Origin of the sequence: Acinetobacter sp. YH12098 (assembly GCF_013419235.1) — a bacterium.
GTDB lineage: Bacteria > Pseudomonadota > Gammaproteobacteria > Pseudomonadales > Moraxellaceae > Acinetobacter > Acinetobacter amyesii.
This window is the reverse complement of the sequence record NZ_VPAO01000002.1, coordinates 17,749-40,335: the sequence shown is the minus strand read 5'-3', so window position 1 is coordinate 40,335 and position 22,587 is coordinate 17,749. Positions and strand designations below refer to the sequence as shown.

The window sequence follows — 22,587 nt, the reverse complement described above, 5'->3', positions numbered from 1 at the left end:
ATTTGATGCGCTTTATTTGTTGAAAAATATATGATGTTGAAAACAAGGAAAAACACACAGGGTTAATGTGAAGAATCAAGAACATTCAGAATTTATAAAATTAAATGATTATGAGCTATATACCAAAGCTTGGCAGCCTGAAACAGCAGATAAAGATGCAACTTTGGCCCCGATTATATTGATGCATGATTCACTGGGGAGTGTGGATTTATGGCGTGATTTTCCTGCGCAATTGGCTGCTGAGTCTGGCAGAACGGTGATTGCCTATGATCGATTGGGTTTTGGCCGATCGTCAGCGAATCCTCATCTATTAAGTACAGATTTTGTCTATGCTGAAGCGCGGCAGGGCTTTAAGGCGCTTCTTCAACATTATTCCATTCAACAGTTTATCGTGATGGGGCATAGTGTTGGCGGGGGAATGTCAGTCGTGATTGCCAGTGAATATGCTGAACAATGTCATGGTCTGATTACCATAGCCGCACAGTATGAAGTGGAAGTACTGACATTATCGGGTATACGTGAAGCCAAAACAGGTTTTGCGCAGCCGGGACAGCTTGAACGCTTGGCTAAATACCATGGGGATAAAGCCCAGTGGGTTTTGGATGCTTGGACGGAAACTTGGCTTTCACCAAGTTTCCGTCAATGGAACCTCGAAGATTATGTTGGAAAAGTACAGTGTCCAAGCTTGATCATCCATGGAGAACTGGATGAATACGGGACGACAGCACAAGCTCAGAAACTTTTTTCGGGTATAAAAGCTGATGCAGAGCTAGAGATTTTGGAAGGGCTTCATCACATGCCGCACAAAGAGCAACCCGCATTGGTCGCTGCATTAATCTGTGATTTTGTGAATGATTTAAGTTGATATCGAAAGAATGAAAAAAGCCCATCATCTGATGGGCTTATTTGTTATAAAGAGCGGGAAATCAGCTCTTTCATAATTTCATTGGTACCGGCATAGATACGATTGGCGCGGTTGTCGATATAAGCCCGTGCAATTGGATATTCAAGCATATAGCCATAGCCGCCATGCAACTGCAGACATTCATCTACGACTTTGGAGAACATCTCTGAAATTTTGTATTTAGCAGCTGCGGCTGCGTCAATACCGAGCTGTTCCTCAAGTTGCAGCTCCATACATCGGTCTAGATAAGTTCGACAAAAATCGATTTCAGTGCGTAGCTCTGCCAATTTAAAACGGGTGTTTTGGAAACTAGATACGGTCTTGCCAAATGCCTTACGCTCTTTGGTGTATTGAACAGTGTGCGCAAAGGCTGCTTCTGCACCGGCTTGGCAAATAATCGCGACCAACATACGTTCCCAAGCCAATTCCTTCATCAGCATCATAAAGCCCATACCTTGCATGCCGAGTAAGTTGCTTTTAGGGACGCGGACATTGTCAAAGAACAGTTCACAGGTATCCTGACCTTTCATGCCAATTTTGTTTAAAGGTTTGCCTTTACTAAAACCGACGCGATCTGCCTCGACGATAATTAGCGATAAATTGGCTGAACCTTTTTCACTATTACCTGTCTTGCAGACCACAATTGCCATGTCAGATAAATAGCCATTGGTGATAAAGATTTTTGAACCATTAATAATATAGTCATCACCATCTTCTGTAGCGGTTGTGCGAACTGCCTGTAGGTCTGAACCTGTGCCCGGTTCGGTCATTGCAATGGCAGTCACAGTTTCGCCAGACGCCATTTTCGGCAGCCAATGCAGCTTTTGTTCTTCATTGCCAAAGTTATGAATATAATTGGCCACAATGTCGGAATGCAGTGAAAAGCCGGTAGAGGAGTCCATGGCATAGGCCTGCTCTTCAATCAGAATCATGCTATAGAGTCGGTCTACACCATAGCCGCCATAAGCTTCGGGCATGGTCGGGCAAAGCAAGCCCATGGCACCAGCTTTATTCCATAAGTCACGGTCTACATGTTGTTGTTTTTCATACTTTTCGATATTGGGCACAACTTCTTTTTCATAAAATTTTCGTACTGTTTCACGAAATGCATCATGTTCTGCATTAAATAATTGACGTGGCAGCATGTTGTTGAGTGGGCGAATCGCTCCAGATTGCATTTTGAATATCCTATTCATTTTTATGGCTTTGTCTCAACTTATAAGATGCAGCGTGTGACTGCAATGTGCAGAACATTCAAAAGCAGTAAATGCGATGAAGCATTCGGTCAATCTTTGAAAACACTCCACTTCAATGCGGTGGATGAGTTACACTAGACGGGTTCAACGATTGGGGAAGACAATGACTGATGAAATCAGCTTAGAAGAGCGTAAAGTGATCTACCGCGCACGTCGTGGTTTAAAAGAGATTGATGTTTATTTTGATCCCTACGTCAAAAATTACTATTTACAAGCCGATGCAGCTGAAAAAGACATGTTTGCAGAACTCGTTGCTGCAGAAGATCCAGATTTGTTGGATTGGTTTATGGAAGTTAGTGAACCGCCACGTCCTGAATTAAAAACGTTTATTCAAAAATTAAAACATTACGTTCATGGATAATCGGCAATTCAAACTGAAACGCAGTTTTTTATCGCATGCGTTTCAGTTTTTTATTTTTGCGGTATTGATGACGCTGCTTTATCAGTTACTAACACCCATGCTTTGGGGGATATTTTTCCTAATCGGGCTAGTGGTTTATGTTCTGTTTTTCCGTAAGCATTTACACGTCACCAGTCTAGATTATTTGGATGGAACTGATTGGTCTTTGCAACGACTCAACCGCCCGGTGCAACGCGTTCAAATAAGCCATATTTTGGATCATCAAATGTATATTGTGGTGTATTTTATGCATGCACGTGCAAAACCAGTGATTATTTGGCGCGATCAATTGTCATTGAAACAGTGGAAATCACTCAAAGTATTGGCCAAAATGATCTAATTGTTAGACAGCCTTTATTTTTAAAATTCAATAAAATGCAAATATTTCATTATCTTATATTGTGGGTAAAATAATCTTGTCTGACAGGATTGAAATTTATTGGCAAAATATTTAAATTGTCTGACAATTTTAAGCTGTGCGGTGATTCTCTGCCTATATATTAGCCTTACCAACAGCCGTTAAGGGAAATCATCATGATGATGCCAACTTGGATGTTTCTGGTAATAGCGATTGTGTTAGCAATTGTTATAGGACGACTAGGAACAGTGCTGAAGGAACAGTTAACTCAAAAATAAGCAGTCAAACGCTTTCACAGTTAATAAGTAGCATGTGCCGAACCGTCGCTATGCTACTTTTTTTTGCCTAAAATTTAGTCTTTGTAAAAAATCAGTCAATTGCATTCAGCGTGATTCATGGCACAGTGTGTCGTTCAAATTAGAGCAAATACTCTTTTATTCATTTTTTGCTTCTGATATGTTTGTCGTGATGGACATAAACACAATTATAGAGGACAGGAAAATGTCGAGCGTCCAAAAAATATGCCAGGGTGTGGCAGTTGTAGCAATAACAAGTACATTATTCGCGGGTTGTTCGCAGGTTGTAAAAACCGGTGCTAATGTTGCACTCGGATTTACAGAAAAACATATTGTACCACCAATTTTAGCCATGGAAGATGCTGAAATGGTGTGTAATTCAGGTAATTCATTAACTCCAGCCATTATGGCCACCAAAGATATGGGCGCAGACCCAACACGTGTGGCTGTGTTGATGTATTCAGCAGCAGGGATTTGTGCAGAACAAAAAGCCTTGGATGCAGAGTTACGCTATTTACGTGCATCTAAAGCTAACCAAGTATCCGAAGCACAGGATGCTCGTGTTGAGCAAAAGCGTTGGGCGGCACTTGCTGCACAGCGTCAATATACCGGCTATCAATTATTTCAAGATCGTTTTGAAAAGAAGTATAAGAAAAGTCTAGGTGAAGGCTGTCCAAAAATGAACAGCGACATTGACCAAACAGTGTATATGTTGGGAATGTTAAGTGGCTTACAGGCCATGACCAATGATATTAACTCAGGTGGGGCGGTAAACGTTCCAAAAGACATTGCTGCGATTGTTGAACGCGGTATGGTATGTCTGAATAATGAAAAATTCTGGGGCGCACCAAATGCAACCCGCGCTGTGATCTGGACGTTATTGCCGGGTGCAGGTGATGGAAAACCTGATCCATACCAAACATTGAAACAATCTACGCAAATTGGTGAGCAAAAAGGTGTGAGACTGTCACATGCTTTATATGCGGTTGCTGCACAAGCCAGTGGCGATGATGCGAAAATCCGTGATGCCTTACGTACCTTTGCACAAGCGCGTAGCGATGAGAAACCTGTTAATCCACAATTTAAGCTCATCGATAGCATGGCTGAAACCATGGTGAAAGGGATTTCAGATCGTTATTGGACTGAACATACAGGCGTTCGTACGGCTGATGATGGTATGGAACATTTCTGGGATGAAAGTGCCAATAGTTCTGAACTCGATGATTTGTTTAGTGGTGATATTGAAACCAGTGGCACAGCTGCAAATTAATCTTTGCAATAGCGTTTAAAAGTGAGGTACAGGAGGAGCGAAAATGAAACTACAATTTTTAATACCGAAAATTGTCTTTCTTGCCGTATTCGTTTCGATCTGTGCCTCGCTACAGGTATTTAAAGATTATTTTATCTATTGGCAAGATGACTTATTTCATGATTTTTGGCGCTTATGGACCGCACATTGGGTTCACGTCGGTTGGATTCATTTTGTTTTAAATATATTGGCCTTTATTTGCTTACCGTTTATTTTCCCACGAGTTTCGACATGGCATTTTGTTGCCATTTTATTGATTTTATCTCCTTTAATCAGTCTAAGTTTCTATTTTTTCTTACCCGATATTGAAGCCTATGCCGGATTATCTGGTGTCTTACATGGTGCCTATGTCGCGGTCGCTTGTGTGCATTTGATGTATCGACGGGAGCGAAATTTTGCAGCCTTTGTATTGTTGCTGATTTTGGCAAAATTGGTGTGTGAAAATACCGTGGGCAATACGGGAACGGCTGAATTAATTGGAAGCCCCATTTTAGTCGAAGCACATTTATTGGGGGTGATTTGGGGCATTATCATCGCCTTGTTCTATCTTGTTGGCAATTATTTCTGGGATCGTTAGCTCACTTTAGGTGATTGGGTTGACAAAAAAAACCGAAAAGAAAATACATATTGTCATTTTAATGTTTTGAATATTGATGCAAATTTAAACGTAATAATAAAACAGTTAGGTCAGGGAAAGGATCTTCTCGAGCCGCTAAGGAAAAGGATGCTTGGCTCCGCTAGGCTCCAAAATAAAAAATAGGAAGACTCATGCAAAATGATGCACAAAACAGATCCGGCATCGTCGGGCTGTTAAGGTATGTCTGGACAGAATGGATTTCGACTCTAGTCGTGTTGATCTTGCTTCTGCTTACATTGATTATCGGTACAGGGGAGATGATTCATGGTCAGCTTCTGCGTACTGGTGAGCGTTTGTATGGTAATGAAAGCATTGGGATGCAGTATTCATTTTTACGTGCAGAACCGACCAAGCCTGAATGTGACCGTAACCCGAATGTCGATGCGTTGGTGAAAACTCAAATGCAAGCCAATGCAGCAGATGAGTTTGCTGATTTTTTTGGTACGGCATCTGAGAATGACGTTCGTTCGTCTATTTTAGCGAGTGTGCAGCAGTGTGAAGAAAAGTATCAATTTTATGATAAAGCCATGCAACATATGGAGAAGCATCCGAGTATTCGCGCCTATCGTAATTTTGAAACAAGCTTCTTCGGTATCTTTAAATTTGGTACTGAAAATCGCGCCATTTTGTTGATTTTTATGGTGGTTATAGCTGCGATTAGTGCGACATTGAAAATTCATCATATTGGTCTACGCGGTCCTGCAACCAAGAAGGATTATCGTGTTTATAGCCTGATGATGAGCTTCGGTAATGGACTGTTAACCTACTCAAGTATCAGCCAATTCAATTCAGTGAAAAATTCGGGAGTTCCAATGACCACCGAAACTGAACTGATTTATTGGATGTGGATGACGCTGTTCTCAATCCTGACATTGATCAGTGTTTTGCAATTGTTTAGTCCGCCAAAAGATGCCAAAGAGGGCGGTAGTCTTAGTTTCGCGTTCCTAAGCGTGCCTTTATATGCGTATATGGCGTTGATTACAGGTATCGCCTTTATCTTCTTTATGGACTACCCGATGGGGCAAGGCATCTATTTAGGGCAATTGGTCGAGTTTTCAAGTATTTTCCTGAATCTAGCGTTATTCATTTGGGCGGGTATGTTGTTGAAGCAAACCCGTGTCGTAGATTTATTCTTGAATATTTTACGCCCATGGAACTTAGCTCCTGAGACTTTAACATGGCTGATTTTAATCGCAGCAGCATTGCCTACAGCCTATACTGGAGCATCGGGGATCTTTGTCATTGCGGCAGGCGCGATTATTTATAAGGAAGTGTGGAACGCTGGCGGACGCCGTCAATTTGCCTTGGCTGCAACAGCAATGTCCGGTTCGCTTGGGGTGGTTTTACGTCCATGCTTATTGATTGTGGTTGTTGCATCGCTAAATAAAGAAGTGACCACGGATCTGCTTTATCAATATGGTATTTATACGTTCTTGCTGACATCTACGATGTTTTTAATTGTGTCGTTATTTTTTGCAGAACATAAGTTCCGTATTGCTCAAGCCAATGTGGCAGCGCCGCAGTCAGGACGTGCCTTCTTAGCCGTTATTCCTTATATTGTGATTTTCGTGCTGATTTGGATGTTCTATAAATATTTATTGAATACAGATTTAAATGAATTTACTGCACCAGTCATGATGCCTGTTATTCTGCTGATGATCGTTTTAGTGGATAAATTACGTCATCAGCCAGCACCATTGTCAGCAGTTGGGCATTGGGATGAAACACTAACAGCAAATTATAGTGCGAATGCTGAACCTGCTTTAGCCGGCGCACAGGTTGCACATGCAGAATACCGTGAAGGATTACATGGTAATAGCACAGATGATGGGCAGGCTGCGAATCATACAGTGGCTCAATCCAGCTCTATGCAGATTCTACGTCAAGTTGGTTTTTGGAAGTCGATGCATATTTCGACCAGTGAAACCGTTGGACATATCGGTGCTTTGGTTATTTTGATGGCGCTTTCGGTAAGCGTTGGTGGATTGCTAGAGCGTACTGAAGTCATGAGTTTATTCCCAACTGATATCAGCAGTACTTTTTTGGTTATCACATTGATTGTCGGATTGATGGTCTTTGTGGGTATGATTATGGATCCGTTTGGCGCAGTCATTTTAATTTCTGCAACTATTGCTCCTGTAGCCTATCAATACGGTATTCATCCTGTGCATTTTTGGATGATTACACTCATTGGTTTTGAGCTAGGTTATGTTACGCCTCCAGTTGCATTGAACCACCTCTTGGCCCGACAGTCGATAGGGGATGCTGAAGTCAATGAAGCGGATGCTGAAGTTCGTCACTTGTCGTTTTATTACCGTTATGAACGTTGGATTTTGCCGCTGATTGTGCTGTTCCCTGCAATGTTGATTATTGCGTATCTGCCGTATTTCTTTAAGCTGTTTGGTTGGTATCAATAAATTAATTTTGAAGCATTAAAAAAGCACCTTCGGGTGCTTTTTTATTGAATAAGGGGCTGTGCATTTGATGGTAAATGGTTTGAATCTTTATGACTTTTTAAACTTATTTTGTAGGATTGGACTACAGAGCAAAATCGCTAAAAATATAAAAGCAAAGCCGAATAGGCTGTAAATGTCTGGCAGTTCCTGCCAAAGAACAAAGCCCCAAATACCTGCAAAAATAATCGTGATATAGTTCACGGGGCCAATTTGACCTGCGGGTGCGAGCTTATAGGCATTGGACATAAAAATTTGACTGATATTGGCCAAAAGTCCCGCTGTAATCAGAAAAGCTAACTCTTTTAAACTATAGGGACGCCAGAGCCAAAACATTGGGATCATGGAAATAAGTGTGCCAAAAAAGCAGAAATAAAACACAATGCGTTCAGGCGGTTCTGTTGCTGTAAGCGCACGGACAGTGACAAATGCCATGGCTGCCAAGAAGCTTGCGCTCAGTCCGATGAGTGATAACTGATTGAACATTCCTGCATCGGGCTTTGCGACGAAGAGCACGCCGATTAAACCAATGACTGCGGCAATGAGCATACTCAGGGTCATTTTTTCTTTTAAAAATAACCATGCAATTAAGGGGATAAAGATCGGTGAGGAATAGGTGAAGACCATGGCATTGGAGAGTTTTAAGTGTGCAATGGCATAAAAAAAGCCATACATTGCCACCAAGCCTACGATTGAACGCCATGTATGCATCCACAGTTTTTCAGTTCTAAAAAATGTGCTCCCTTTTTGCAGGATCAAAGGGAGAAAGATCAATAAGCCAACCGCATTTCGAAAAAATACGATGGTGGCATTATCTACCGTGTGAGATGCGTAGCGTATACAAACCCCCATGATGGAAAAAAGCAGCGCTGACAGCATGAGAAAGCCAATTGCTTTGGGGATATTCTGTGGTGTAGTAGTGGACATAACAAAAAGGCTAAAAAATCTGATGATATTCTAGCCTATAAGTACGCAGGGTGTAGCAGAAGTCGGTTATTTTGCTTGTTGTGCTAACTGGGCTTCGAGTAATTTAATTTGTTCTTCTTTCAGTTTAATCAGCTCATCTGCATCTGAATGTTGCTGTTTTAAGCTTTGCTCCTGATCATTCAATTGTTGTTGAATGTCATCTAATTTGGCAATTTCCTCTTTGGCTAAAGAGGCATTTTCAGGCACAGCTGCATCTAAAATGTCTTCTTCGACCAATTTAATGGTTTCAGTCTCTGCGGTAGGGACTGATGCTTCAGTCTCAGATTGGACAGGGGTTGCAACAGGCGGTTTAGCCGGTGCAGCGACCAGTTCTTCTTGAAGTGCAGATTTATCTGCTGTACTGCTGCTTAACCATTGATATGCAAAAAAGATAGCAATCAATAACGTTAAGCCCCCAATGATTCCAACTAACAATTTTGGATTATGTCTTTGATCTTCTGTCATTGCTTGACCTTAATTTTTATTTAGGCTGACGTGGCTTAAATTGGATCACACCGATATCGTCTGGCACGGCAGGTTGTTCAGGTTGATCGACATGAGTCGGTCGATTTTCACTGTAACCACAATCAATGCATTCGATCCATTCGTCTTCGCCAGAGGTCAGCATGACAACCCGGTCCATCGCTTGGCATTTTGGACATTTTGCACCTGCAATGAAGCGTCGTTTAATGGTCATCATACTTACCTTGAATCTAACTAAGGTCCCTAGTTTAAGCGTTTTTAGATGCGTTCGTCCAACCTTGATGACGCAGCAAAGCATCTATTTTTGGCTCGCGTCCGCGGAAATTGATAAATGCGTCAAGTGCCGTATCTTTTCCGCCAACTGCTAGAATAAATTGTCTAAACGACTTGCCAGTCGAAGTATTAAAAATTCCTTCATTTTCGAATCGGTCGAAGGCATCACTTGCCAAAACCTCTGCCCATTTGTATGAATAATAACCAGCAGCGTAACCACCTGCAAAGATATGACTGAAACCATGTTGGAAACGGTTGTACGAAGTAGTGGGTGCAACTGCATATTTTTGACGAATATCATCTAGGGTGTGTTGGATGCCTGCAGCGTCCAAAGCAGGGTTGGCCTTATGGATATTTAAGTCAAACATGGCAAATTCAATTTGACGTAAAGTTTGCATCCCAGACTGGAAGAAACGTGCATCTTGCAGTGCTTTTAGCAGATCGGCTGGTAAAGTTTGCTTTGATTCTATATGTTCACTGAGTAAATCTAAACTTTCTTGATCCCAAGTCCAAAACTCCATGAATTGACTTGGCAGCTCTACAGCATCCCACGCCACGCCATGTGTACCAGCCACAGCAATATTATCGACTTCAGTGAGCATGTGATGTAAGCCATGACCAAATTCGTGGAACAGCGTTGTTACTTCATCATGAGTGAGTAAAGCAGCTTGCTCACCGACAGGTGGGGTAAAGTTGCAGACCATGTAGCAAATTGGTTTTTGCAGACCATTTTCAGTTTGCATGCGTGAACGGAAGCCGCTCATCCATGCGCCGCCACGTTTCCCACTTCGTGCATACAGGTCAAAGTAGAAACCGCCAATCACGCTGCCTTGATCTTCAAGTTCAAAATAACGTGCATCAGGATGCCAAACAGGCGCTTCACGCTCGATTACATTGATGCCATAGAGACGATTTACAATGCTGAACAAGCCTTGAATAATTTTAGGTGCAGGGAAATAGGGCTTCAGATCTTCTTGTGACAAATTAAACTGTTGAACTTTGAGTTTTTCTGAATAGAAAGTGGCATCCCACGGTTGTAACTCAGTGATACCGTCTTGCGCTGCAATGGCTTTCAGTTCAGCGATTTCTTTCTCTGCTGGGTCACGCGCATGTTCTGCCAATTCAATCAGGAACTGATCTACAGTTGCTACATCGGGTGCCATTTTGCTTGCCAAGGACAATTCGGCGTAGTTGTTAAAACCAAGCAGGCTTGCCATTTCCTGACGTAGCTTCAAGATTTCTTCCATGACCGCTGTATTATCAAATTCAGCAGAGTCTGCCTGATCAGAAGCACGTGTGGTATAGGCTTTATAGAGTGCTTCACGCACTTCGCGGTCTTCTGCATAGGTCATAATGGCAATATAAGACGGGAAGTCGAGTGTGGCTACAGCTTGTTCGAGTTCGCGTTGCTGACCATATTGTTTCAGAAGTTCAATACTGCCTTGAGGTAGTCCTTTGAGCTGCGCTTCAGTTAAAGGTTTGAAGTAGGCTTGGGTGGCATCCAATACGTGATTGGAAAAGTCTGATGATAATTGTGAAAGGCGTGCAGAGATTTCTGCATAGCGTTTTTTCGCTTCACCTTCTAAGGCTACGCCTGAAAGTTTAAAATCTCGTAACGCAAGTTTAATCGCGCTTTGCTGTGCTGGAGGAAGCGTGTCGAAAACACTGTTGTCATGTACATGCTGATACGTTTGATACAACACTGTATGTTGACCTAGCTGCGTATAGTACTCACTCAGGACGGGTAGTAAAGATTGGTAAACTTCACGTGTTTCGGCATTATTCATGACAGCATTGAGGTGCGAAAGCACGCCCCATGCTTCACTCATGTTATTTTCAAGGGTATCGACGTGTTCTAACGTATTTAGTTGTTTTTGTACCGAATCTGGAACAACTGTCAGTTCATTTAGAAATTGTTGACCGTGTTGAATCGCATTTTGAATTTTTTCTTTGAGTTGATCTAAGGTAATTTGATCAAATTGAGGAACGGGCAAAGTTGCCTTTTCTAAAGTCATATTTTCTACTTCATATAAATCCTGAGTTATTTATAGATGTAGGGTTTGTTGCGGGTTAAATCAAGACTAAATCAGGAATTATTCATCTTCTGCAGAGGTCGAGAAGTCTTCACTGACCTGAAGAATCAAAAAGAGCGCCGAAGCGCTCTTGATTTAAACCTTAATCCGCAGATGATTTTGCATTGGATTTTTTCTTTTTCGGTTTAGATTTTTTCTTCACTTTATCTTTAGCCTTCGCTTCAGATTTGCTTGCAGATTTTTTAGCAGGCTTTTTACCGAATGAACTGGGCTTAGATTTTGACTTTTTGCGTCGTATGGGCTGTTCTCCATCTTCAGCAACGTTGGTTTTACGTTCTGAAAAGACTTCTTCTTTGGCTGTAGGTTTTGCAACACGAGGGGCACGTGCGCGAATAGCGCGACCTGCATGGCTCAATTGTTGAATCAATTCAAAGTCAATTTTGCGCTCTTCTAGGTTTACACCAGCGACTTTAATTTTCACTTCATCGCCTAGACTGAAAACTTGACCGCGAGATTGACCAATTAAGCTCTGACTTGGTTGGTCATAGACAAAGAAGTCATCACCCAATTGGCTGACGTGGATCATGCCATCAACATATAAGTCTTTGAGCGTTACAAACAGGCCAAATTCAGCAGTCGCACTGATAATGCCGACAAACTCTTCACCCAAATGTTGCTGCATGTAATGGCACTTCAACCATGTAGTGACAGAACGTGAAGCTTCATCAGCACGGCGCTCGGTCGCAGAGAAGTGTTCACCTGCATCATCCAGCGAAGCACCAGAAATTGGATAAGGTTTTTTCTTCAATTGTGCTTTGATGGCACGGTGAAGTAACAAGTCTGGATAACGACGGATTGGAGATGTGAAATGCGTATATGCTTCGTAAGCCAAGCCAAAGTGACCTGCATTGTTCGCGCCATAATAGGCTTGCATCATTGAGCGGAGTAAAACGGCATGAATGCTTGGAGCATCAATACGGTCTTTGGTGGCATCAATCACGGCTTGATAGTCAGCTTGAGTCGGCTGTTCAGGGAATGGAAGACCCAATAACTTCACAAAATCACGAACCTTTTGAATACGTGAGAACTCAGGTGGTTCATGCACACGGTACAGCATCGGAATTTCGTTTTTTAATGCATATTCTGCCGCTGCGACGTTTGCCAACAACATGCATTCTTCAATTAACTTATGTGCATCATTACGGCTACGCGGTAAGATTTCATTAATACCGCCAAGCTCATCAAAAGTCATATAAGTTTCAACGGTTTCAAATTCCATCGCGTGGCGTTCAGCACGTAAGCCTTTCAACACTTGATACAATTGGAATAGGGTATTGACCGATTTACGCACATCACGGTTTTCAGGAATGGCTTGACTATTACCCTCAAAATATTCGGCAACTTGGGTATAGGTCAAACGAGCTTTTGAATGCATTACACCCGGATAGAACTCAAACTTAGTGACACGACCCGCGCGAGATAAGTTTAAATCACAGACCATACATAAACGGTCTACGTGTGGGTTCAAAGAACATAAACCATTCGACAGCGCTTCAGGCAACATCGGCAATACAAAATGAGGGAAGTACACCGATGTACCGCGCTCTTGAGCTTCGTCATCGAGCGGTTTACCCGGACGTACATAATGGCTGACATCGGCAATTGCTACCACAACGCGATAACCACCACCCGGACGTTTTTCCGCATACACGGCATCATCGAAGTCGCGGGCATCTTCACCATCAATGGTGACAAGCGCTAAATCACGTAAGTCGACACGACCTTCACGGTCTTGTTCTGATGGTTCTTTAAAGCTGTTGGCTTCTTGTTGTACCGCTTCAGGGAATTCGTAAGGTAAACCAAATTCTAAAATGGTTTGTGGAATAATAATTTCAGTGTCTGCTTTATCTGCCATCGACTGAACAATATGACCTGTCGCAAATTCTTCTTTGGTTGGGTAGCTGTCAATCGCAATACGCACAGAGTCGCCGAGTTTGACTTTGGCATGCTCGATTAATTCTTTTTCTAAAGTAATCGGTTGGTGTGCATTGGGATTTGCCGGCTGAATAAAATATTCGCCTTCATACTCAGACACTTTACCGATAATTTCTTTGACACGATGCTGTAGAACTTCAGTAATAAAGCCCCATGCTTTGCCTTTACGGTCTACCGAAGTTTGGCGGACTTTAACACGGTCACCATTAAACACCTGACGTAACTCACGTTCAGGAAGTAAAAGGTCATCTTCACCACTAATATTGGCTGTGCCTAAACCTTTTGAGTTGATATAAACCGTTGCTTCATGAGTCGGTTGCTCAGCTGCAAGCTGGAACTTAAATCCATCTTTCATCAACTGACCATCTCGAACCATCGCAATCAGACGATGACTCAGTGCATCAATACTTTTTTGATCGGCAATTTCAAAATGTTCTACAAGATCGGCATGCGACATTGCAGTTTTCAGTTGTTCAATCGTCTCTTGAATTAGAGTACGGCTTGGAATTGGATTGTCATAACGTTCGGCTTCAGCTTTTGCTTCAGGGTCGACCCAGTTTTTCATATGTATTTGGCTTCAAATCAGAAGATTAGGATTAGCATAAGTCATGCAAGCAGATACTGCACGCAATTGATTGCAATAAAGTGTTTTATGCCGATATTTTATAATGTTTAAAGCTGAAAAGTAGGGGATAGCAGCGCGTGCTGAACTAATTTTGCACTAATTTTTTGAAAATCGTTTAAAAAATATCTAATTGAGTAAAAAAATGAAAAAAATATAACGACTGTGCTTGCAGTCGTATCATGATCTTTGTATTATGGCGGCACGTTACGGTGAGATGGGTGAGTGGCTGAAACCACATCCCTGCTAAGGATGCATACGGGCAACTGTATCGAGGGTTCGAATCCCTCTCTCACCGCCACGATTTACTTATGTCGCGCTCATAGCTCAGCTGGATAGAGCACTTGGCTACGAACTAAGGGGTCGGGAGTTCGAATCTCTCTGAGCGCACCAATAAGTAAATCTGAAAACGTAGTCTTTTAAGACGACACAAGTTACGCGCTCATAGCTCAGCTGGATAGAGCACTTGGCTACGAACTAAGGGGTCGGGAGTTCGAATCTCTCTGAGCGCACCAACTTGAACAAATTACCGCACATGTTGCGGTTTTTTTGTGCTTGTGATTTATCGCTTTGATATAGCTGTCTTTTGTTTGGATTGTATAAAGCGTTCTTTTTCATAAGACGACCCATCAGTAAATTTGATTTTGCTTTCTTCCATAGATAACCTTTTTTTTCAGATGTTCATGGTGATGCAATTTTTTAAATCTAAGGCAAGGAAAAGTTGACTCATTTAAAGCCGTGATTCAATGATGGCGATATATTTGTTATCTATCTTGAGCATTTATAAGTGAGTACAGCTAACTTTAGATTCCAAACTTGTGATGCAAAAGCCCTTTAAAAAGTAAATTTGGCTGATTTTTAGCGTGTTTAAAGGGCAATTGTTTATTTGCTGTGCGTTTGGTTAAATTTATATGAAAAAGCTCTTAACAAAAAATAAAAATCACGTATAATGAGCCTCATCAAGACGTCGCGCTCATAGCTCAGCTGGATAGAGCACTTGGCTACGAACTAAGGGGTCGGGAGTTCGAATCTCTCTGAGCGCACCAACTTGATCAAGATTGAAAAACCGCACATGTTGCGGTTTTTTTGTGTCTGAAATATAGCTAAAAACAATAAATTCAGTTCATCAATCAAGGTTCTAACTTAGCTTTTGTTTAACTTTGAGTGCAAAGACCGTATTTCCGCCTAAAGCCGGTAACATGTCGTGATACGGCATACTGCGCATAGCACGAAGTAAAAACGGTGCTTTGTCATCAATCTTCACCGCACTGGTCAATTGTAATAACGACCCTTGTTGTAAGGGGCGAATATGCATTGCACCTCGGCCAAACTTTAAGTCCCCACCTGTTGCGGTATATTGATTTTGCAGTAAGTCGGGATAGTTAAAACGCATCTTAAAATCAAAGGGAATATTGATCACACCTAAACCCACCGAAATTTTATAGTCGGCATCCATGAGGTGCGGATTAATTTTCTGCACTTGCATATGTTTGACTTGTCTTGGAAATAAGTGCTTGAACGAAGACACATTAATCCAGCGCTGTAAGCTCGAAGGCTCTTGTGCATAATATTGAAAACTGGTGCTAAAGCGCATCAATTCATAATTTTGCCCAAAGGGAACGCGCTGCGCTGTCAAAATAAAGGACACAGGTTCTTTCGAGTTTTGACTTAATTGGGTGATTTTGTCGAGTTGAGAGGCATTCAATTTGAGTTCAGGCAATTGATTTGCAGCGAGAGTTTCACTACTAAAGGCTTTAAATCGGCGCTGTAATGATTCGAGTAAAAAACCATTGGTTCCCGCAGGAATCCCTAATTTGGCATCGGGTAAGGCATTTAATATTTTGCTAAACAAAAAACCTTTGGGCTGATTTAAATCGCCCCATTGGGTCACACTAATCAAGGTGTGTTGTGCATCAATCTCAAACCATTCAATTTTCCCTGCACCAAAGGGCACTGGTGCTTCTAGAACCAAACTATTAATGCTGTTGTGCTGAATTTGGTGCTGCATCACCACAGTTTCTTTAAAGTTTAAAACCGGAATCGGCGTCGGGATGTGGATGCGATATTCAACTTGGCTGGTTGAACCTTGCTGTTGCAAAACCTCAGCAGATTTTAGCGTGGGAAATAAGCCGGCGTAGTTTGGATAATTACTGAGTAATCTGGCGACATTTTTACTGTTGGTTGGGACAACCACCGCGGCACTTTGAAATTTACCAACGACTTTTTGTCCTGCTTTCATCGTGGGTAGACTAATCTGCTGTGAGGGATGTGCAAAAATCACGATGTGATCACCGGCAAGATTTGCCAAGGCTTTGGCATTGCCATTAAACAAGTCCAAACTACTAGGAATCTGGGGTTGCCATTGAACCAATTTGGCCCAACTGGTCGATATGCTCAGTCCACTCAGAAACACCAGGACCATGATTATTTTTGTTATCTGCATGTCACATCCTGCGTATGCAATCTTTTATTTGTTGCTGTTTTTAACGTATTTCTAGGTGGAAGGGAAGTAGTGATGTGTTACAACCGACCATTAAAAAGCATGAAGCAAATTTGAATTGTGGTGTAGTATTTAGCGCAATTCATTTTTAAATATTCATACGCTTATGTCTGAAAATCTACCTGCATTATCGCTGCGCTATTTTTTAAATCTAGAAGAATCACAGGATGGTTTTGCACTAGCTACTTTTGGCAAAAAGCAATTTACGCGTTTTTTAACGCCAGCCATTAGCCTTGGGATTATCATCTGGGGTTTTTACTTAGGTGTAAATGGTGTCGGTGCCTACTATGTTGGGCTGGGTGCTTTCTTTTTACTTCTTCAAGGTATCATGCGTTATTGGTTTTTACCGATGATGTTTAAACGCCAGTTTGTAAAATACCAATTAGGAAAAAGTGAACAAGGTATTGATTTATTTCAAGACTATGCAGAAATTCATGCCAATGGTCGTAAGAATATCTTCCATTATGCTGAAGTGGCCAATTTTGCTGAAGGCAAATTGACCTATATGCTTGAGCTGAAAAATAAAACCGTGATTATTGTGCCGAAAAGTGCATTTAAAGATACTGCGGACCAAGCGATTTTTAGCAATACTTTTCAGCACTAAGACAATCTATTCATAACAAAAGAGGGAGTAGTATGCAGTCACGTCCATCTAAAATTGTTTGCGTCGGTCGTAGTTATGCAGATCATGCCAAAGAATTAGGCAATGCAATTCCTGACCGTCCTGTGCTTTTTATGAAGCCGCCAAGTGCATTAACCGCATTAGAGCAAGGCATCTCATGGAATCCAGTATGGGGCAGTTGCCACTATGAATGCGAATTAAGTTTACGTATTGATCGTCCTTTATCGGCTGAAACTGATCCTCTCAAAGCCTTAGAAGCAGTTGGAGCTGTGACTTTGGGCCTAGATCTGACCTTACGTGATCTACAAGATGATTTAAAGAAAAAAGGTCAGCCTTGGGAGCGTGCCAAAGCTTATGATGGTTCTTGCATCCTTGCGGATTGGGTCGATGTCCAAGAGGTGGTTCAAGATTGGAAAGATGTGCATTATACCTTGCATGTCAATGATGAATTGCGTCAGAACGGTGATACTGCTTTGCTGATTTTTGATGTGGGTACTTTGTTGGCCGATATTAGCCAAGTGTTTAGTCTTGAGGCGGGTGATGTGGTCATGACGGGTACGCCTGCAGGTGTCGCGGCACTACAGTCAGGTGAGCAGTTGAAAATGACCCTAAAAGGCAAAAATCAGGACTATGTCTGGACAACCTTTGTCAAATAATCTGTGAAAGAAATACAAAAAAGGCTGCTTAATGCAGCCTTTTTTGATTGATCTATTCAGTGCTACTTGATGGCGGTGGCTCATTTGGTTGTAAAGGACCAGTGTCTTTCCATGTTTCATAGGTGTCGGCCATATGCTGTGAGCCGGTGTCTCCCAATGCACCTGCTTTGGCATACCATTGTCGCGCTTTTTCACCATCTCGAATATCATAATGATAATAATGTGCCATTTTCATCGCCGCGTCAGCATCTTGCCCTTGTTCTGCGGCATAGCTTAAATATTCAGCTGCTTTGTCGGGTGTAGACGAAGGATGTTCAGAAAAATAGTGTTGATTTCCCAAGACTTTGATCGCTTCGACATTCTTTTGTTTGGCAGCTTTTTCATACCAAATTTGCGCTTGGTGCTTATCTTGAATTAAGCCTTTTCCAGTGTCGTACATCCACCCAACGGTATATTCAGCAGCAGGATCATGAGTCTTTTTTGCAAGGTCTAGCACCCAGTGTGCAAGGAAAATATTGCCATCTTGCTGCATCTTTCGAATCACTTGATCTGCATGCGGGTTTCCTTGGTAGGCTTGAGTCATCAACCATGCGAATGCGTCCGTAGTGCCTTGATCCGCAGCAGCTTTGTACCAATGTACACTTTGTTCGATATTTTGTTCTGTGCCCGTTCCACTGAGGTATAAATCACCCACTTTCATTTGTGCAGTCGCATCGCCCGTTTGAGCGGTTTTGAGTGCAGAATTAAATTCACGCTGTTCTTTGGAACTACAAGCCGTTAAAAATACGGCAGATAAACACAGCGCTAAAATGGTTTTTTTATTCATTCGAAAGGGAGTCATTATCATTCTTTGTGGATTTTTTGATCTTAGCGGATTGTTGAATCACTTTATAGAGACCCTTATAGCTAAATTTAAACAAATTTAGGGCTTTAAGGCAGATTTTCTAAACTGATCTGGGGTGCAAAGCATCCATTTTTTAAACATATTTATAAACGCCGAGGCATTGGCATAACCAAGTTCTAAAGCAATATTTTCGACGGTTTGACCTGCGTTGAGCATCGACATGGCTTTCATGACTTTGAGGCGTTGTCGCCATTCATGCAGCGACATCCCAAGTTCTTTTTGACAATAACGTGCCAGAGTACGTTCCGTCATGTTTATCCGCTGTGCCAATTGCTCAAGCGCGCTCTGATCCGCAGGATGTTGATGTAAATAATCAAGCAGTTGTTTGAGGGCAGGGTGTTCCGAATGCGGTAAATAGCTACTGACCAGTTTAGCTTGATGCAGTTGATCTAAGATCACATGAAGCAAGCGTTGATATTCGGCCGTATTTTCCATGAGGTCGGCTTGTTGGTGTAAGAGACGCAAATGGCTGAAGATCGCGGTGACTAAGGGCGAGCTGAGTAAAATCCCAGGTTGTTTCGGTAAGTGAGTACATAGCGATTCATGTACATATAAGGTGCCATGTGAAACCGCGGTACGATTTAAACCACTGTGTTCTAAGTGTGGGGGAAGCCAAATGCCATAAGGCGGTGGGGTAATATAGTCTATCTGATTGATGTTCACTTCCATTACGCCATTAAAGGCATAGACAAACTCGCCCCAAGCATGTCCATGAACGGGATAAACAGACAGTGCAGGATCGTCACGAAAACTGATCCACAGCGCTGCTTGAATTTCATCGTTAGTGGGAAGTTGTTGCAACTGCGTATGATCTGCACGAGCTTTATGACGCATGAGAAATTTTGCCTGAATAAGAAGATCACTTGTCTATTTTGAAGTATATATTTTATTTCTGACAGTTCTATAGTGTTGCTTGTCGTATTGTCGAGTAAAAAGTGTGGAACAGCGTAAGGCGCTAGATGCAAAAGCTTCTGGTCTGATGATTATTTTGTGCATGATTTTAGGGATTCAGCAGGTCATTTTGAAATTGGCCGCGGTTGATATTGCGCCGATCATGCAAATTGCCATTCGATCGGGTTTGGCTGCGCTGTTGGTTTTTTCACTGATTCGTCTCAAGCCGGGAACACATTTATATACACGCGAATACTTGCTGCCGGGTATTTGGTTGGCGTTTTTATTTTCAGCCGAATTTATTTTAGTTGCAGAATCCCTGCGCTATACCTCTGCATCACATACCGTCGTATTGCTCTATACCGCACCGATTTTTGTGGCTTTAGGTTTACATTGGAAGTTGCCTGAAGAAAAACTCACAGCGATCCAATGGGTCGGTATTTTTATTGCCTTTTCAGGTATTGTTCTATCGTTTATGGGACGTGAAAGTAGCACTACAGTCAACACTCAAGCACTGTTGGGTGATACGATGGCGCTACTTGCAGGGGTGATGTGGGCCTTAACCACTATTTCATTAAGACTCACCAAACTCTCTGATGCACCTCCGACTCAGACCTTGTTTTATCAGCTAGTTGGTGGTTGCGTGTTTTTATTACCCGTGGCGTGGCTGACAGGACAAATGACCGTGCATTGGACGGTGCTGTCCATCAGCAGCATGGTTTTTCATGTGCTCATTATTTCATTTTTTAGCCTGATGTTGTGGTTTTGGCTGTTAAGTAAATATCTGGCCAATGGTCTGGGCGTTTTTTCATTCCTTACTCCCATCTTTGGTCTAGTCTTTGGCGTATTGATCTTAAACGAAACGATTGAACTGAACTTTATTTTGGGAACGGCCTTAGTAATGGTTGGAGTGATGACGGTAACCTTGCATCGGTGGTTGTCTAAATTGATGGGACATCAGTGCACAGCGATCTAATATCATGTATAAATTAAAAGGGAGAACTGCAGTTCTCCCTTTTAATTTATACGGTTATTTTTCTTCAAAAATAGTCGCAAGCGGAATCGAGAGTTTGGCCGCAAGATAATCATCCGATTCGACCAGTTGCGGTCCAATTTTTTCCATCCAGACATCATCTGGATCGACGCGACCTAGGTCTTGGCGCTTAGGGAGCGGATAGGGCAGTTTACTGTAAAAGCTCCAGAAGTCTACTTGGGTTAAATTGCGAACCAAAACATAATGATCATCGTCGGTACGTTTAATCAGGTGCTGCTTTTCAAATAATAAAATATAGCTCGGCAGGCGACCGATTTCATCACGCCCTAAAACCTCAAGCGCTTCTTTTTCTGTCACGCTCTGACCGAGTTTTTGCTTCTTATAAAATAATTCAAGCAAATCCATCAACATAATCACAGGATGACGTTTTTGATCTTTGCCTGAATTGAAAGCGGTCAGTGCATAACTAATTTCTACCCCAATCAGCACGATATTCCATGAAAGGAATATCCAAAGTAGGAAAATTGGCACCGCAGCAAAAGCACCGTAAACGATTTGATAACTGGTGAAATTGGACATGACAAAACCAAAGAGGTTTTTGAGTAATTCAAATACCACGGCACTAAAGACACCCGCGATCAGCGCCGCCTTAATCGGCACACTGCGGTTGGGAATCGTCCAATACAGAATGAAAAAACCTAAAATGGTCAATGAAAAAGACAAGATCCACAGCAGAAAAGCCCCGTCTAGTTCATAGCCGGCAAAATTATTGCTGAGGACATTCATAGAGGCCAAGGTAGATGACACAACAAATGCGCTACCCAGTAAGATTGGGCCTAATGAGATAATAGTCCAATAGCGCATAAAGCCAATAATGCCGCCACGTGTCTCACGCACCCGCCAAATTCGGTTAAATACTGTCTCAATGCTGGTCAGCATCATAACTGTGGTAATGAATAAAAACAGTACACCAATAACAGTCAGGTTACTGGATTTATCGGTGAATGCATTCAGTGCTTTATCAAAAGCAATTGTCGTTTTCGGTAGGAAATTACTATAAATCAATTGTTGAAGCTGTTGACGAGCAGGTTCTAAAGCTTTAATTGAGGAGATGATGACCAAGAATACGGTCAACATGGGTACCACTGCAAACAAGGTGGTATAGGTTAATGATCCAGCTTGTTCACGGCAGCGATCGGCTTCAAAACGTCGAATGACAAATAAAACAAACTGAAACCATTTCTTGTCGTAAAAGGGAAGTTTTTTTAAAAATGCTTCGATCATTCGTTCAAGTCTCGAGTTATTTTAGTCATGTTTATGCAATTTTCATCACTTAGCTTAACCAAAAAATAGGAAAAATACCGTATAGTTTTCTTTTTTCATTGAATTTATAAAAATGACGCAAGCTTATGTACTGGTGCTGTATTACAGCAAATATGGTTCAACACGTGAGATGGCACATTTGATTGCCAATGGAATTGAAGCGTCTGGAATGGCGGTAAAAATACGAACCGTTCCAAATTTATCCGCTGTGGTGACTGACGTGCAGCCCAGTATTCCTGCCGAAGGCGATATTTACTGTAGCTTAGATGACTTAGCGCATTGCTCAGGTTTAGCCCTTGGTTCGCCAACACGTTTTGGTAATATGGCGTCGGAAATGAAATATTTCTGGGATCAAACCACAGCGCTTTGGCTCAATGGCGCATTACATGGCAAACCTGCCTGTGTGTTTACCAGTTCAGGTTCAATGCATGGGGGACAGGAAAGTACTTTGCTGACCATGCTGCCACCTTTGTTTCATCACGGAATGATGGTTATGGGTTTAAGTAATGCCCATCCTGCATTATCGAATACCAAAACGGGTGGTACACCTTATGGTGCAAGCCATGTCAGTGGTCCACGCCATGATCAGTCATTGAGTCAAGATGAGCGTAACTTGTGTGAAGAGCTGGGTAAACGCCTAGGCGAAGTGGTCAAAAAGTTGATTTGATACTTACTTGCTCTAGGAAGTTGCGCTAACTTTGTAGCGAACGGG

At 42.1% G+C, this 22,587-nt stretch carries 20 protein-coding genes and 4 tRNA genes; 14 read left to right on the top strand and 10 right to left on the bottom strand.

The window, feature by feature from the left end:
- The first annotated feature begins 67 nt into the window (after positions 1–67).
- Entirely contained in the window at positions 68–865 is a 798-nt protein-coding gene (locus tag FTU38_RS00780; protein ID WP_373683961.1) for an alpha/beta fold hydrolase, read from the top strand.
- Positions 866–909: 44 nt separating this feature from the next.
- Here the strand turns inward: FTU38_RS00780 and FTU38_RS00775 are convergent, their stop codons facing one another.
- Positions 910–2,082: an acyl-CoA dehydrogenase family protein gene (locus FTU38_RS00775; protein WP_180092097.1), complete on the bottom strand. Its 1,173-nt coding sequence runs from the start codon at positions 2,080–2,082 to the stop codon at positions 910–912.
- 181 nt (positions 2,083–2,263) lie between these two features.
- Here FTU38_RS00775 and FTU38_RS00770 point away from each other — a divergent pair, with 181 nt between their 5' ends.
- From FTU38_RS00770 to FTU38_RS00750, 5 genes are all read left to right on the top strand, one after another.
- A complete protein-coding gene (locus FTU38_RS00770; protein WP_078189264.1) occupies positions 2,264–2,521 on the top strand; it encodes a succinate dehydrogenase assembly factor 2 in 258 nt (85 codons plus the stop codon).
- Complete coding sequence (locus tag FTU38_RS00765) at positions 2,514–2,900, top strand: hypothetical protein (RefSeq protein WP_078189263.1); 387 nt, start codon at positions 2,514–2,516, stop codon at positions 2,898–2,900. The genes FTU38_RS00770 and FTU38_RS00765 overlap by 8 nt, the downstream gene beginning before the upstream one ends.
- Positions 2,901–3,419: 519 nt before the next feature.
- Positions 3,420–4,484 carry a hypothetical protein gene (locus FTU38_RS00760; RefSeq protein WP_180021620.1) on the top strand — a complete coding sequence of 355 codons (1,065 nt, stop codon included), beginning with the start codon at positions 3,420–3,422 and terminating at the stop codon, positions 4,482–4,484.
- A gap of 43 nt (positions 4,485–4,527) precedes the next feature.
- Positions 4,528–5,100 (top strand): rhombosortase, encoded by a 573-nt coding sequence (rrtA, locus tag FTU38_RS00755; RefSeq protein ID WP_180110380.1) that lies wholly within the window; start codon positions 4,528–4,530, stop codon positions 5,098–5,100.
- Positions 5,101–5,291: 191 nt separating this feature from the next.
- On the top strand, positions 5,292–7,577 hold the full coding sequence (locus FTU38_RS00750) for a TRAP transporter large permease subunit (RefSeq protein ID WP_180003463.1): 2,286 nt from the start codon (positions 5,292–5,294) through the stop codon (positions 7,575–7,577).
- Positions 7,578–7,664: 87 nt separating this feature from the next.
- Here the strand turns inward: FTU38_RS00750 and FTU38_RS00745 are convergent, their stop codons facing one another.
- From FTU38_RS00745 to rnr, 5 genes are all read right to left on the bottom strand, one after another.
- Complete coding sequence (locus tag FTU38_RS00745) at positions 7,665–8,540, bottom strand: DMT family transporter (RefSeq protein WP_180008432.1); 876 nt, start codon at positions 8,538–8,540, stop codon at positions 7,665–7,667.
- A 66-nt stretch (positions 8,541–8,606) separates the two neighbouring features.
- A complete protein-coding gene (locus tag FTU38_RS00740; protein WP_180010531.1) occupies positions 8,607–9,044 on the bottom strand; it encodes a hypothetical protein in 438 nt (145 codons plus the stop codon).
- A 16-nt stretch (positions 9,045–9,060) separates the two neighbouring features.
- Positions 9,061–9,270, bottom strand: a complete 210-nt coding sequence (locus FTU38_RS00735; protein WP_171256675.1) for a YheV family putative zinc ribbon protein — start codon at positions 9,268–9,270, stop codon at positions 9,061–9,063.
- A 40-nt stretch (positions 9,271–9,310) separates the two neighbouring features.
- The gene (locus FTU38_RS00730; protein WP_180110379.1) at positions 9,311–11,350 is read right to left on the bottom strand and encodes a M3 family metallopeptidase; all 2,040 of its coding nucleotides are present in this window, start codon (positions 11,348–11,350) and stop codon (positions 9,311–9,313) included.
- Between the two features lie 160 nt (positions 11,351–11,510).
- Positions 11,511–13,928 (bottom strand): ribonuclease R, encoded by a 2,418-nt coding sequence (rnr, locus tag FTU38_RS00725; protein ID WP_180110378.1) that lies wholly within the window; start codon positions 13,926–13,928, stop codon positions 11,511–11,513.
- 268 nt (positions 13,929–14,196) lie between these two features.
- Between rnr and FTU38_RS00720 the strand changes: the two genes are divergently transcribed.
- The 4 genes from FTU38_RS00720 (at position 14,197) to FTU38_RS00705 (ending at position 15,031) form a co-directional block, all read left to right on the top strand.
- Positions 14,197–14,286: transfer RNA gene (locus FTU38_RS00720), tRNA-Ser, on the top strand.
- Positions 14,287–14,301: 15 nt separating this feature from the next.
- Positions 14,302–14,378, top strand: a tRNA-Arg gene (locus FTU38_RS00715).
- 45 nt (positions 14,379–14,423) lie between these two features.
- A tRNA-Arg gene (locus FTU38_RS00710) sits at positions 14,424–14,500 on the top strand.
- 454 nt (positions 14,501–14,954) lie between these two features.
- Positions 14,955–15,031 (top strand) — tRNA-Arg (locus FTU38_RS00705).
- Between the two features lie 92 nt (positions 15,032–15,123).
- On the opposite strand, the gene FTU38_RS00700 is transcribed toward FTU38_RS00705, so the two are convergent.
- Entirely contained in the window at positions 15,124–16,428 is a 1,305-nt protein-coding gene (locus tag FTU38_RS00700) for an SRPBCC family protein (protein ID WP_180110377.1), read from the bottom strand.
- A 163-nt stretch (positions 16,429–16,591) separates the two neighbouring features.
- Here FTU38_RS00700 and FTU38_RS00695 point away from each other — a divergent pair, with 163 nt between their 5' ends.
- Together FTU38_RS00695 and FTU38_RS00690 are read left to right on the top strand one after the other, a co-directional pair.
- The gene (locus FTU38_RS00695) at positions 16,592–17,089 is read left to right on the top strand and encodes a YcxB family protein (RefSeq protein ID WP_180008423.1); all 498 of its coding nucleotides are present in this window, start codon (positions 16,592–16,594) and stop codon (positions 17,087–17,089) included.
- 32 nt (positions 17,090–17,121) lie between these two features.
- Positions 17,122–17,763 (top strand): fumarylacetoacetate hydrolase family protein, encoded by a 642-nt coding sequence (locus tag FTU38_RS00690; RefSeq protein ID WP_180110376.1) that lies wholly within the window; start codon positions 17,122–17,124, stop codon positions 17,761–17,763.
- A gap of 52 nt (positions 17,764–17,815) precedes the next feature.
- Here FTU38_RS00690 and FTU38_RS00685 read toward each other — a convergent pair whose 3' ends face one another.
- Positions 17,816–18,589: a tetratricopeptide repeat protein gene (locus tag FTU38_RS00685; RefSeq protein ID WP_180110375.1), complete on the bottom strand. Its 774-nt coding sequence runs from the start codon at positions 18,587–18,589 to the stop codon at positions 17,816–17,818.
- A gap of 96 nt (positions 18,590–18,685) precedes the next feature.
- Positions 18,686–19,501 (bottom strand): helix-turn-helix domain-containing protein, encoded by an 816-nt coding sequence (locus FTU38_RS00680; protein WP_180110374.1) that lies wholly within the window; start codon positions 19,499–19,501, stop codon positions 18,686–18,688.
- A 103-nt stretch (positions 19,502–19,604) separates the two neighbouring features.
- Here FTU38_RS00680 and FTU38_RS00675 point away from each other — a divergent pair, with 103 nt between their 5' ends.
- Entirely contained in the window at positions 19,605–20,534 is a 930-nt protein-coding gene (locus FTU38_RS00675; protein WP_180110373.1) for a DMT family transporter, read from the top strand.
- Between the two features lie 54 nt (positions 20,535–20,588).
- Here FTU38_RS00675 and FTU38_RS00670 read toward each other — a convergent pair whose 3' ends face one another.
- Positions 20,589–21,836 (bottom strand): YihY family inner membrane protein, encoded by a 1,248-nt coding sequence (locus tag FTU38_RS00670; protein ID WP_168379130.1) that lies wholly within the window; start codon positions 21,834–21,836, stop codon positions 20,589–20,591.
- 112 nt (positions 21,837–21,948) lie between these two features.
- Here FTU38_RS00670 and wrbA point away from each other — a divergent pair, with 112 nt between their 5' ends.
- Positions 21,949–22,542 (top strand): NAD(P)H:quinone oxidoreductase, encoded by a 594-nt coding sequence (gene wrbA, locus FTU38_RS00665; RefSeq protein WP_180021639.1) that lies wholly within the window; start codon positions 21,949–21,951, stop codon positions 22,540–22,542.
- Positions 22,543–22,587 lie beyond the last annotated feature (45 nt).